At 40.1% G+C, this 12,675-nt stretch carries 11 protein-coding genes; 6 read left to right on the top strand and 5 right to left on the bottom strand.

Annotated elements, in window-relative coordinates; translation table 11 throughout:
* Positions 1-1,308, top strand: a complete 1,308-nt coding sequence (locus tag IC612_RS07670) for an aldehyde dehydrogenase family protein (RefSeq protein ID WP_194739601.1) — start codon at positions 1-3, stop codon at positions 1,306-1,308.
* A 59-nt stretch (positions 1,309-1,367) separates the two neighbouring features.
* Here IC612_RS07670 and pyk read toward each other — a convergent pair whose 3' ends face one another.
* From pyk to IC612_RS07645, 5 genes are read right to left on the bottom strand one after another with little or no spacing between them, the layout of a single operon-like run.
* Positions 1,368-2,813 (bottom strand): pyruvate kinase, encoded by a 1,446-nt coding sequence (gene pyk / locus IC612_RS07665; protein ID WP_194739600.1) that lies wholly within the window; start codon positions 2,811-2,813, stop codon positions 1,368-1,370.
* Entirely contained in the window at positions 2,806-3,276 is a 471-nt protein-coding gene (locus IC612_RS07660; RefSeq protein WP_194739599.1) for an IPExxxVDY family protein, read from the bottom strand. The genes pyk and IC612_RS07660 overlap by 8 nt, the downstream gene beginning before the upstream one ends.
* The gene (gene rnc / locus IC612_RS07655; protein WP_194739598.1) at positions 3,251-4,012 is read right to left on the bottom strand and encodes a ribonuclease III; all 762 of its coding nucleotides are present in this window, start codon (positions 4,010-4,012) and stop codon (positions 3,251-3,253) included. The genes IC612_RS07660 and rnc overlap by 26 nt, the downstream gene beginning before the upstream one ends.
* 8 nt (positions 4,013-4,020) lie before the next feature.
* Positions 4,021-5,265 (bottom strand): beta-ketoacyl-ACP synthase II, encoded by a 1,245-nt coding sequence (gene fabF, locus IC612_RS07650; RefSeq protein ID WP_194739597.1) that lies wholly within the window; start codon positions 5,263-5,265, stop codon positions 4,021-4,023.
* Positions 5,266-5,293: 28 nt separating this feature from the next.
* Positions 5,294-5,533 (bottom strand): acyl carrier protein, encoded by a 240-nt coding sequence (locus tag IC612_RS07645; protein WP_002976354.1) that lies wholly within the window; start codon positions 5,531-5,533, stop codon positions 5,294-5,296.
* Between the two features lie 188 nt (positions 5,534-5,721).
* On the opposite strand from IC612_RS07645, the gene folE reads away from it, so the two are divergent.
* The 5 genes from folE (at position 5,722) to IC612_RS07620 (ending at position 12,398) form a co-directional block, all read left to right on the top strand.
* Complete coding sequence (folE, locus tag IC612_RS07640) at positions 5,722-6,384, top strand: GTP cyclohydrolase I FolE (protein WP_194739596.1); 663 nt, start codon at positions 5,722-5,724, stop codon at positions 6,382-6,384.
* On the top strand, positions 6,385-7,863 hold the full coding sequence (gene cysS, locus IC612_RS07635) for a cysteine--tRNA ligase (protein ID WP_194739595.1): 1,479 nt from the start codon (positions 6,385-6,387) through the stop codon (positions 7,861-7,863). It abuts the gene before it with no gap.
* Positions 7,864-8,075: 212 nt separating this feature from the next.
* Positions 8,076-10,730 (top strand): 4-alpha-glucanotransferase, encoded by a 2,655-nt coding sequence (locus IC612_RS07630; protein ID WP_194739594.1) that lies wholly within the window; start codon positions 8,076-8,078, stop codon positions 10,728-10,730.
* A gap of 124 nt (positions 10,731-10,854) precedes the next feature.
* On the top strand, positions 10,855-11,865 hold the full coding sequence (locus tag IC612_RS07625; RefSeq protein ID WP_194739593.1) for a hypothetical protein: 1,011 nt from the start codon (positions 10,855-10,857) through the stop codon (positions 11,863-11,865).
* Between the two features lie 83 nt (positions 11,866-11,948).
* A complete protein-coding gene (locus IC612_RS07620) occupies positions 11,949-12,398 on the top strand; it encodes a hypothetical protein (RefSeq protein ID WP_194739592.1) in 450 nt (149 codons plus the stop codon).
* The last annotated feature ends 277 nt before the right edge of the window (positions 12,399-12,675 follow it).

Below are 12,675 nucleotides of genomic sequence, written 5' to 3'. Positions count from 1 at the left end.
ATGAAATTAGAAACTACCTTAATTGAAAAATTAGAGAGTGCATCTATTGCTTTCTCCAATTGGAAATGCGTTTCTCGAGAAATTAAGCAGACATACATTAAAAACCTTGGAAAATTACTGCGGAGCAATCGAGAACGTTACGCGGTAATGATTACTACGGAAATGGGGAAGCCCATCACACAGTCTCTTGCAGAAATAGATAAATGCGCCCAGCTTTGTGACTATTACAGCACTATTAATTACCTGCCGGATGTTCGACCTGTAGATACAGAACTGGAATACTCATCGATTTTAGTAGAGCCACTAGGGGTGATTTTGGGAGTTATGCCTTGGAACTTTCCTTTTTGGCAGGTTATGCGCTTTGTGGTTCCTACAATTTTGAGTGGTAATACGGTGCTTTTTAAGCACGCTAGTATTTGCTCTGGCAGTGCAGCTGCGATCCAGGAGCTCTTTCTGAATGCCTCATTTCCAGAAGGTGTAGTCGGGTATCTGATAGCAGACCACGACCAAATTGAACAGATTATAAAAGACCCTAGGGTACAGGGCGTATCCTTGACGGGAAGTGAATTGGCCGGACAAAGTATTGCGCAAGTGGCAGGGCGAAATCTTAAACGTTGTGTACTAGAGCTGGGAGGAAGTGATGCCTTTATTGTGCTTGATGATGCTGACATTCCGCGTGCGGCAGAGGATGCAGCTTTAGCCAGACTTCAGAATTGCGGACAGACCTGTGTTGCTGCTAAAAGGATAATTGTGCACAAAAATATTGAAGGGGAATTTATGGTTCATTTTATAGACCATTATTCACGTTATCTTCCTGAAGATCCTTTAGATCCGCGAACAAAATTAAGTAGGATGGCCCGAGCGGATCTTGCCGATGAGCTTGAGCAGCAGTATCAGAGGGCGCTAAGTTATGGTGCACACGTCGTTAAAAAACTAGAAAGAGTCTCCGATACCGAGTTCGTTCCAGGGATACTTGCGGTTTCATCGGATAATCGAATATTAGACGAGGAGATTTTTGGTCCTCTTGTTCTTGTCTTGTTTTGCGAGGACGATCAAAGTATACTGGAGACGGCAAACGCCACCCCCTTTGGCTTGGCTGCTGCAATCTTCACTACTTCTGCAAAGCGAATCGAATGGTTTACACAAGAACTGGAAGTTGGAAGTGTGGCTATAAATCAAATTTTCCGCTCGGATGTACGTTTTCCTTTTGGAGGCAGAAAGAACTCCGGATATGGAACAGAGCTTTCTTTATACGCAATGGAAGAGTTTACTGTTAAAAAAGCAGTGATGGGGAAGCTAAGACCTTAGAAAATAAAAATCCTCTCTTTGCTTAATACAAAGAGAGGATTAAACCCGCAGTTGCAGCTTTATATTTTGGTAAGTCGTAATGTATTTGTCTTACCACTTTCCTCAGCAGGGGTGGCATTCAAATTAATTACAAAATCTTCATCTTCCACATACCCCAGCTCTTTCACCATTTGATTAACTTGAATTATGGTTTCATCGGTAGACTTGCTGCTATCGTAATAGTACGCACGTACTCCCCAAAGTAAATTAAGCATTGTAATTACCCGCTTATTATCACTGAAGATAATAATGTTGGAGTTTGGTCTGTGCGCTGAAATTTGGAAAGCGGTATAACCGGAATGTGTTAGGGTTATAATAGCTTCCACGTCGGTAGATCCTGCTATACGGACAGCCGCTAAACATATTCTATTCGTTATGAATCGCTCATCGATACAGTTAAACTCCTTTTCAATAGGACCCACATTACTTTGGTAAAAGTGAGTGCTTTCAATGTTTTTTACGATTTTAGCCATATTGCGGACTACATCGACTGGATATTTTCCCACAGAAGTTTCTCCGGAAAGCATCACCGCATCGGCACCGTCCAATACGGAATTTGCAACGTCATTTACCTCCGCGCGGGTAGGGGTTAAGCTCGTGATCATCGTTTCCATCATCTGTGTTGCAATAATGACGGGCTTGGAATATGCACGTGCTTTCTCTACTAGTAATTTCTGTATGGCAGGTACTTCTTCCATAGGCACCTCTACACCTAAGTCGCCACGGGCGACCATAAGACCGTCACATTCAAAGAGAATCTCCTCAATGTTTTTCACCCCTTCAGGTTTTTCAATCTTGGCAATGATTGGAGTTTTTTGTTTATTGTGAGGGTGGGCCTGAATTAATTTTTTAAGGTCCTTGATGTCTTGCGCATGTCTTACAAACGAAAGTGCAATCCAATCAAGTTCTAGGTCAAGCATGAAATTTGCGTCTTCAATGTCTTTCTCTGTCAGAGCCGGCAGCGAAACATTCGTATTAGGAAGATTTACGCCCTTTTTCGAGCTTAATGGACCACCTTGTATAGTTACGGCTTTTACCGTGTCGAGTTCATTGGTTTCCGTCACCTGTAGAACGAGCTTACCATCGTCGATTAATATTCTCTCCCCAACCTGTACATCTCTTGGGAATTCTTTATAGGTCATGTACACCCTTCGAGAATCTCCCTCAATTTTTTCATTCGTAAAAGTCAGAATATCGCCCGGATTGAGATAAGAACCTTCCTTTACCACTCCAACACGAAGCTTTGGGCCCTGTAAATCACCAAGAATACCCACCGAAGTGCCTAACTCTTTGTTGATTTCACGAATAGTATCTACATTTTTGCGAACTAGATCGTAGTCTGCATGAGAAAAATTTATTCTGAAGATGTCCACTCCCGCTTTGATCAGATCGATCATCACGTCCTTTTTTGAAGAAGCTGGACCAAGGGTTGCAATTATTTTTGTTTTCTTTAAATACTTATTCATAGTATGAGATTAGATGATAAAGTTCTTCACTAGAACTTAAAGAGAAAGGTTGTGTTTGAAACACTAAGTTTTCAGGCCACAAAATTAAGGAAAAATCGGGATATGGGTCAGAGGATTTAATGATATAATCCACTTCAGGATGTTCAGGCAACAATAAGGACGAAGGCTGCTCCATGGTGAAGAGTTCTGTTATCTCTCTTTGTTTTGTACTCAGATTGGAACGATTTGAAATAAATTGAAAGCAACTGCGTGTTTCTTGGTGGTAGGCTTCAAAACAGTGGTGATTGTAGTGGTAGTACTCAGCTTTACGTACAAGGTCGTCGGTACGATAAAAGATATTTCCATTAACCTTGTTTAAGGCGAAGAAGAATTCATAATCCACCAAGTCTTTTACCAACCTCAAAAGGCCCAGTTCTATAATCTCATCTGATTCGGTGTCAAGAAATAATTTTTTGGTTTTCAACTATATGTTCTCTTTTGTTAAGTGCGTAAAATGCCCTCTGTGCAGCCTTTTCTTCGGCTTTCTTTTTAGAAGAATCCGTGGCGTTTGATATTCTTTGGCCTTCGATATAGACACTACTCCTAAATAATGTATTCTTATGTACCTGGACTTCTTCGCAGGTTTCATACCGCAAGGGTAATTTACGCTTCTGCGACCATTCTAGTAGCAAGCCCTTGTAGCTGATTATCTTATTTTCAAGCTTATGAATAGTGTCTGTAGTTAGAAGTTTATTTAAAACTATGTCTGAACATAATTCGTAGCCCATGTCTAGATATAAGGCTCCGATAAATGCTTCCAAAAGATTTCCGCAGAGGTTTTCACTTAGAGCACTCGAAAATGAATTTTGCAGTAAATGTGTTAGATTTAAATCTTCACCTATCTTATTGAGGTTCTTGCGATTAACAATTTTTGATTTAAGCTGCGTTAATTGTCCTTCGTTGGCTGCCGGATAGTTCTCAAATAAATAGCAAGAGACTATAGACCCCAATATAGAGTCTCCTAAAAATTCCAAACGCTCGTAATTCCTTGTTCGTTGCGAAGAGGATCCTTTTAAAGTGAAAGCTTCTTGATAGAGCTCAATGTTTCGAGGCGAAACACCCGTTAGACGATGAATTTCCGTTGTGAGGTGGGACTGCTTTTCTGAAAGAGCTTTTCTTCTTTTTATAAGGAATTTAGAAATGTATTTCTGTAATTCCATGGAAGAATTTAAATTTTTGTAAATAGTACACAGGCATTGTGTCCTCCAAAACCAAAAGTATTACTCATAGCCACTTTCACATCTTTTTCAACTGCTGTATTGAATGTGAAATTAAGGCGTGGGTCTATCTTTTCATCATCTGTAAAATGATTAATAGTTGGGGGAACAATTCCGTAAATAATAGTGTGAATTGCTGCGATGGCCTCAACGACTCCAGCTGCACCCAAAAGGTGGCCGGTCATTGATTTTGTAGAATTTATCTGTATGTCGAAAGCATGCTCTCCCAGTAGTTTGGAGATCGCATTTGACTCTGCGATATCTCCTAGTGGAGTAGAAGTTCCGTGCATGTTAATATGATCTACATCGTCGGTTGAAAGGCCTGCATCTTCTAGACAGTTTTTCATCACCAAATACGCACCAAGTCCTTCAGGATGAGGTGCTGTCATGTGATGAGCATCGGCACTCATGCCTCCGCCTTTTAGCTCCGCATATATCGTTGCACCGCGTTTTATTGCATGTTCGTATTCTTCGAGAATGATTGTACCCGCGCCTTCTCCTAAGACAAATCCGTCACGGTCTTTATCAAATGGTCGGGATGCTGTGGTTGGGTCGTCATTTCTTGTGGACAATGCCATCATTGCGTTAAATCCTCCTACACCACTTGCTGTTACTGCCGCTTCCGAGCCGCCACATACAATTACGTCGGCTTTGCCTAATTGGATAAGCATCTTCGAGTCGATGATTGCATTTGCGGAGGATGCACATGCAGATACTGTGGTATAGTTAGGTCCGTGGAATCCGTATTCCATGGAAATGTGTCCCGGTGTAATGTCGGCGATCATTTTAGGAATAAAAAATGGGTTAAATCGCGGTATATCCGTATTAGCCCAACCTAAAACTTCTTTCTCAAAAGTCTCGAGTCCTCCTATTCCTGATCCCCATATTACTCCTACCCGGTTTTTGTCCAGTTCTCCATCCAGGATTCCTGAATGTGCTACCGCTTCTCTAGCCGCTACTATTCCGAGTTGCGTATTACGGTCCATTTTTTTTGCCTCTTTTTTATCAAAATGGGCTAAGGGATCGAAGTGCTTCACCTCGCAAGCGAACTGGGTTTTAAAATTGGTGGCATCAAAAAGAGTAATTGGAGCAGCGCCGCTTCTGCCTTGAACAAGACTTTCCCAGAATTCTTTAGCATTATTGCCAACGGGAGTGATGGCGCCGAAACCTGTTACAACTACTCTTTTTAATTCCATACCTATTTTTTGATTATCTGTATAAAGCTTATTTGTTTACAACTTCTTCGATGTAAGCGATAGCGTGTCCTACAGTAGTAATCTTTTCAGCTTGATCGTCTGGGATCTGAATGTTAAACTCCTTTTCGAACTCCATGATAAGTTCAACTGTATCTAAAGAATCAGCTCCTAAATCATTAGTGAAGCTAGCCTCTGGAGTTACTTCTGTTTCTTCAACGTCAAGCTTATCAGCGATGATAGCTTTTACTCTTGATGCAATGTCTGACATAATAATATTGTTTTTAATTATTGTTTAAGATGGTGCAAATATAAAAAATTCTTAGTGAAATTAACTTTTTTTACTATTTTTTAAAGTTTATGCAACTTTTGTGAGAAGGCTTTGCAAGCGCTGATGCAAAAAAATATACAATGAGACATTAAATACTTATTTTTGTAGCAACAAATGCCAATATAAAGATGGAAGATATTGAGTACGATGATGATATTTTTACCGGTAAAGACCATACCCCTTTACGAGACGATGCCTTTTTGATGAGTCCCGAGGAAAAGGTAGAGCAGATTGAAGGGTTGTTTTCGCAAATCATGGAAACCTTGGGTTTGGATATGACTGATGATTCATTAAAGGATTCCCCCAAACGTGTGGCGAAAATGTATGTAAATGAAATTTTTGGAGGATTACTTCCAGAAAATAAACCCAGGATTTCTACTTTTACCAACAAATACAAATACCGCCAGATGCTTGTAGAAAAGGATATTACTGTGTATTCTTTTTGTGAGCATCATTTCTTGCCAATCATCGGGAAAGCGCATGTAGCGTACATTTCCAACGGTGAAGTAATAGGACTTTCAAAAATCAATAGGCTAGTGGATTACTATGCAAAGCGGCCACAAGTCCAGGAACGTCTCACCATGCAGATTGTGGATGCTCTAAAGGAGGCTTTGGGTACTGTAGATGTTGCTTGTATAATTGACGCAAAGCATCTCTGCGTGAACTGCCGTGGAATTAAAGATACGGCCAGTTCTACTATAACTGCAGAACTTAGTGGAATATTCAGAACCAATCCGATTACGCGACAAGAGTTTTTACATTACGTTGGTAGTCATGCAAAATTTCAATAGATGAGCCAGAGAACTCCATTAAAAATATACAATTCACTATCAGGTGAAAAAGAGACTTTTACTCCTATAACAGAGGGCAAAGTTGGAATGTATGTATGTGGCCCCACAGTATATAGTAATGTGCATATGGGTAATGTGCGGACATTTATGTCTTTTGATTTCATTTATCGTTCTTTAATGCATCTAGGCTATCAAGTGCGGTATGTGAGAAATATCACTGACGCAGGACATCTTACCGATGATGGCGATGTGGAGAATGACCGTTTCGTAAAGCAGTCCAGACTAGAGAAGCTAGAACCAATGGAAATTGTGCAAAAATATACTGTAGATTTTCATGAGGTTCTGAAAAGTTTTAATTTACTCCCTCCTAACATAGAACCCACCGCAACCGGACATATTGTAGAACAGTTAGAACTAACTAAAAAATTGGTTGAATCTGGAATGGCTTATGAAGCGAACGGATCGGTTTATTTTGATGTACATAAATACAACGAGCGAGGAGGAAATTATGGGGAGCTGAGCAAACGAAATATTGAAGAATTGTTTGCCAATACAAGAGATCTCGATGGACAGAATGAAAAAAGAAACCCGCAAGATTTTGCCCTTTGGAAAAAAGCCTCCCCTCAGCATATAATGAAATGGCCCTCGCCATGGGGCGAAGGATTTCCAGGGTGGCATCTGGAATGTACTGCGATGAGTACTAAATATCTGGGCGAGCGTTTTGATATACACGGCGGGGGTATGGATTTGAAATTTCCTCATCATGAATGTGAAATTGCGCAAGGAAAAGCGTGTAATGGTATATCGCCAGTTAATTACTGGTTGCATGCTAATATGCTTACTTTAAATGGTCAGAAAATGAGTAAGTCTACAGGCAACACCATTTTACCGCACGAACTTATCAGTGGAGACAATACATTTTTTGAAAAAGGTTTTGACCCTAGTGTCGTGCGATTTTTCTTTCTGCAGGCCCATTACCGTAGCGTGGTGGATTTGTCTAATGATGCGCTAATCGCGAGCGAAAAAGGATTTGAAAGACTTATGGATGCGATGGAATTTCTTGAGCACTCTCCAGATTCATTTAATCAGGAAAGCAGTTATGACCTATCAGAGTGGAAGAGTAAATGTTACCAAGCCCTGCTGGACGATTTCAATTCTCCAATTCTTATTGCACTTTTGTTTGATGCTGTAAAGTATATTGCCCAAATTCGAGAGTCCAAAGCACGCGTCACAGAGGCGGATTGGCACGATTTGGCTAAATTAATGAGAGCCTTTGTTTTTGACGTTTTAGGTCTCAAAAAGCCAAAACTTATGCAGTCAGGAAAACTCGATGCAGCTATGGAAATTCTTATAGATCTTCGCACACAAGCTCGTAAATCTAAAAATTGGGAATTATCGGATCAAATCCGTGACCGCCTTTTAGCAGAAGGTATTGAACTCAAGGATACCCGTGAAGGCACGCAGTATGTAGTTAAATAGTAGTCCGATACAGAGATATTACACAGAACTCCATTGCTTCAATGGAGTTTTTTGCGTTTCAATATGTTGATTTTTAGGCATCTAACCTGTTTTATATCACGTTAATTGCTTTCATTTTCGTTCTGTTTTTTGTTTTTATTTCGCTAAATTGCGCTTCATTATTAACCATTTAGCCACTTGAAGGGACGGTTGGCTTAAGAAGCTCAAAATACATGAAAATTAATTTCAATTTAAATTTCCATACCAAGCTGGGTGAGAAAATACAGATGCTTGTATATGAGGGAGAGCAAGAGAGGATTTATTTTTTATCCTATACAGACAATGGCAACTGGACCTTGAATCTGGATTACTTTTCAAAAGAAATTGTATACCGCTACCAACTAGTGGACGAGGGTGGAAATGTTTTGGACGAGGAACTAGCCAAGCACGGGCTGCAATTCAATCATACTTTCGATGAATACCGTGTATTTGATGTTTGGAATCTAAAGAATTTTCCAGAGAACTATTTAAATAATAAAGTTCTACATAATGTATTACGGGGTTTTAAGCCTGAGAAGAATATTGTTCTCAAGCGCCATACACATCTCTTTCGCATAGAAGCTCCCCTTTATAATGCTGATTGGAGAATTGTACTGATTGGTAATTCTAAGGCACTGGGGCAGTGGGATTACGAGAATGCAATTCCAATGCATCAGGTGGACTACGGAGTTTGGGAGGTGGCCTTAGAAATTGGGGATGCGACCTTTCTGCAGTATAAGTACGGATTGCAAAGCAAGAGCAGTGGTGAAGTTCTAAATCTTGAATACGGACAAAACCGATGGTCCTTACCAAATAAGTCCACTAATCAGTTGCAAATCCAGGCCGATCATTACTTTAGATTTAAAAGTGCAGAGCTTTATCATGCAGCCGGAGTCGCTGTTCCTGTATTTTCATTGCGTAGCGCTCAAGGCTGTGGAGTGGGAGAGTTTTGTGATCTGAAGCAACTTGGCGATTGGGCAAAGAAAGCGAACCTATCTGTAATACAAACCTTGCCTATAAACGATACAACGGCTAACTGGACATGGACGGATTCTTATCCGTATGCACCAATATCGCTCTATGCATTACACCCCTTGTATCTGCGTTTAGACGAGATGACGGTATCTTTAAATGAACACCAACTTAAAACGTATCATATTGCTCGGGAAGATTTAAACAACTTGGAGCTCATAGACTATGAGAAGGTGATGCGGACAAAGAAAGGATTTTTAGAGGAAGTTTTTTCTATACATTATGAGGAGTTAACCAAGGACAGAAAGTTCCGTAAGTTTCAAAAGCAGAACGAATCGTGGCTCTTTCCTTATGCAGCATTTTGTACCTTAAGAGATAAGTATGGGACTCCTGATTTTAATCAATGGAAGACACACAAAAAGTATGTCAAGGGTAAGGTAAGAGTAATGAATTCTGCCAAACATAAAGACTATCCACAAATACTTTTTCACTCTTGGCTACAATACGAACTCCATCTACAACTTTCCTCTGCCATTGAATACTTACATGATCTGGGAATTTCTGTAAAAGGGGATTTACCTATTGGAATATATAGATATTCTGTGGAAGCATGGACAGAGCCTGAACTTTACGGTATGGAGTTTCAGGCTGGTGCACCTCCAGATCAATTTACCGACTTGGGACAGAACTGGGGATTTCCTACCTATAATTGGGAAGTAATGAAGCAAACAGACTACAAATGGTGGAAAAGTAGGTTTGCTGCATTAGAGCAGTATTTTGATGCAATGAGAATTGATCATATTTTAGGCTTCTTTAGGATATGGCGAATGCCCATTAGCGCTGTTCAGGGGATCTTAGGTTATTTCTATCCCGCTATTCCTATTACTTTGTCTGAGCTTCACAGTAGGCATATAGCATTTAATTATGAGCGATTTTGTAGGCCATTCATTACGGATCAGATTCTCTCAGACTATTTTGGTTTTGATCGGGAACGCGTACAGTTGCATTTTCTCAACAACCATTTTAATGGCACCTACAGCTTTAAAGAAGAGTTTGATTCCCAGCGTAAATTGTTTGATTATTTTCAGCAGAATCCACAGATATGGCCTGAGGAACAGTTACTTGGACTAATGGCAAATGTTCTTTTTATTGCGGAAGAGATTGGTGAACAGACAGTATTTCATCCCCGCTTTAATTTGGAAAAAACGGATTCTTTCAAGTTTTTAACGCATTGGGAGCAAGAAGTACTTAAAGATCTGTATGTAGATTACTTCTTTAGGCGCCAAGATGCGCTCTGGTATAAGAGTGCAATGGAAAAATTACCCGCAATCCTGAATTCGACCAACATGCTTATATGTGGTGAGGATCTTGGATTAGTTCCAACCAGTGTGCCGGTGGTAATGGACAAATTAGGATTAACTGCACTGAAAGTTCAAAGAATGCCAGCGGATCAGAGTCCATGGTATAACCCTAAAGAAGCAAGCTACTTAAATGTAGTCACTGCATCTTCTCACGATAGTTCGACGTTGCGTCAATGGTGGAATGAAGACCGGGATCTTACGCAAAGGTATTTTAATGAACAATTAGGACAGTGGGGTTCCGCTCCGCTGGAATTAGTCCCGGAACTAGCAGAGATTATTATGTTACAACATTTGTATAATGACGCGATGTTAGCAATATTCCCTTTACAAGAATTTCTTGCAACAGATGAAACACTTCGTCATCCCAACCCAGATATGGAACGAATAAACGAACCTGCGGTATTTCCTCACTATTGGAGGTACCGAATGCATCTTAATGTAGAATCGCTTTCAAAACACACAGATTTTACTGCAAAAATTGCTAGTTGGGTACAAGATTCGGGCAGAAAGGTCTAATTGGATTACTGACACGAAGATTTTTCTAAAAGAAGTTGAACTTAGTTTTAACTTCTTTTTTATTTATCAATCATAAGTATAGGAGATTTAATAAGAGCTCCGGAAAAATTCAAAAACAATTAAAATGAAAAAGATAATATTACTCTCAGCACTATTAGTCCTATCGTTTGGCTATGCCCAATACTATCCTTCAGGAGGTTATTCTCAAGGAAATGATATCTGGCAAGGAAATGATGATTATTACTTCCCGGACGATTATTATTACGATTACCCAAATGATTACTACCACAACGACTACTATAGAAGTCAATATAACGATTATAAACGGAGCATTAATCGTGTAAATTGGAATGCATTGGTGAGGGAGATGCGATTAAGCGGATGGCAAGCAGAGATGCTCTTTGAACTCAATAATCAGTTCCCTACGTTTGGGATTTGGTACAATTACTACAGTTCAAATCCATCTCGATGGTATTACGACCGTTTTTACGCTTTAGAACGTATATTGGGCCCTCGAGCTTTTGCTATTTATCAAAACAGATTCTATAACGGATACAGTCCAGTTAGGTATTATGTGAACTATTGGAGGGATTATTACCGCCCCCGTTACTATTCGCACTACATCCTGCCAAGATACCGTCAAGTAAATGTGAATGTGTACAGAGTTGACAGAAATGCATACCATAGATCAGTAGGAAATCGTTATGGTTACAACCAACCGCGAAATACTAACAGTGCTTCATTTGGTAAAACTTCACAGTCTAGCTCGGTGCGCACAGGAGCAAGCAACGTAAAGGAAAGTAGAGTAGTAAATCAGAGGTCATTTGGGTCGGCAACTAGTAGGCAAGAAAATTCTCAAGCGAGTCGAACCATCCAGTCCAGACAAACATCAAAAAGTCCTGGCCTTCGAGGGGGAACTGTAAATACCTCCACAGAGCGTGTTAGTTCACAGCCACGTAGGTCTGCAGTACAATCAAATTCAACTCATAGAACAAGTGCATCTGGTACGACGCAGGGTATGAGGAACTCATCACGTTCCAGTGTTTCTAACGATAGAGCTGTGCAGTCAAGGCCGCAGTCGAGTGCTTCTGCCTCTGGCACCCAAGCTGCCAAAGGTATGCGTGGAGGTAGATAAGAATTCTCATTAAAAAAAGTTGTTCATTTAACTTTTGATTTAATTACTCATCAAATAATTATAACATACACAAAATACAGAATATGAAAAAATTAAGCACTTTTTTATTAATCCTAGCCATGGGCGCAAGTGGGTTTGCACAGCAGGTTACACCCCCTCAGGATAGAAAGGTGATGATGGAGAAAAAAGAGAAGATGCATCAGCAGCATATGGAAAATATGCAGAAAGAACTGAATCTCTCGGCCAAGCAGATGGAGGAATGGAACAGACTTCACCTAAAGCATAAAGCACAGATAGAAAGGCAACGTGCAGAGCAAATGGCACAGCGGAAGAAAATGATGGAAGCAAGTAAGGATCATCAAGACCAAATGGCTATCGAGCTTCGCAAGATTCTTACACCAGAACAATATCAGAAGTGGGAATTAAAGAAAAAAGCGCAAATGGAGGCGAGAAAAGAGAAGAGAGGTCAAGGGATGATGAAGCATCAACATCGTTCAAGTCCTAACAAGAGCAGTATGGCACCAATGAAGTAAGTAAACACAAGTTCATAATTTTATTTTTTTAATGGTTTGGAAGCCGTCTCAATACTAAATTGAGGCGGTTTTTTCATTTTAGGAGGTTTTAGTGTTGCATAATTAGGAGGTATTTTGTATCTTTATTACTGATAATCAACAAGATGCGACCTATTTTCAAAGAATACAACCAAGACCAACTCTGGCTTTTCCCGCCCTCTATCGATGAGTTGGTACCTCAGGACCATCCCGTTCGTATAGTGGATGAGATTATTGAGCAGATCGATTTACGTGAGCT

Origin of the sequence: Planobacterium oryzisoli (genome assembly GCF_015354315.1) — a bacterium.
GTDB classification, from domain to species: Bacteria; Bacteroidota; Bacteroidia; order Flavobacteriales; family Weeksellaceae; genus Planobacterium_A; species Planobacterium_A oryzisoli.
This window is presented reverse-complemented; position numbering and strand designations above follow the sequence as displayed.

Excerpts from the sequence above, each read along its gene's own strand:
- pyk (WP_194739600.1), bottom strand. The coding sequence starts at position 2,813 with ATGAATAAGTATTTAAAGAAAACAAAAATAATTGCAACCCTTGGTCCA.
- IC612_RS07620 (WP_194739592.1), top strand. The coding sequence starts at position 11,949 with ATGAAAAAATTAAGCACTTTTTTATTAATCCTAGCCATGGGCGCAAGT.
- IC612_RS07625 (WP_194739593.1), top strand. The coding sequence starts at position 10,855 with ATGAAAAAGATAATATTACTCTCAGCACTATTAGTCCTATCGTTTGGC.
- IC612_RS07630 (WP_194739594.1), top strand. The coding sequence starts at position 8,076 with ATGAAAATTAATTTCAATTTAAATTTCCATACCAAGCTGGGTGAGAAA.
- folE (WP_194739596.1), top strand. The coding sequence starts at position 5,722 with ATGGAAGATATTGAGTACGATGATGATATTTTTACCGGTAAAGACCAT.
- IC612_RS07645 (WP_002976354.1), bottom strand. The coding sequence starts at position 5,533 with ATGTCAGACATTGCATCAAGAGTAAAAGCTATCATCGCTGATAAGCTT.
- IC612_RS07670 (WP_194739601.1), top strand. The coding sequence starts at position 1 with ATGAAATTAGAAACTACCTTAATTGAAAAATTAGAGAGTGCATCTATT.
- cysS (WP_194739595.1), top strand. The coding sequence starts at position 6,385 with ATGAGCCAGAGAACTCCATTAAAAATATACAATTCACTATCAGGTGAA.
- fabF (WP_194739597.1), bottom strand. The coding sequence starts at position 5,265 with ATGGAATTAAAAAGAGTAGTTGTAACAGGTTTCGGCGCCATCACTCCC.
- rnc (WP_194739598.1), bottom strand. The coding sequence starts at position 4,012 with ATGGAATTACAGAAATACATTTCTAAATTCCTTATAAAAAGAAGAAAA.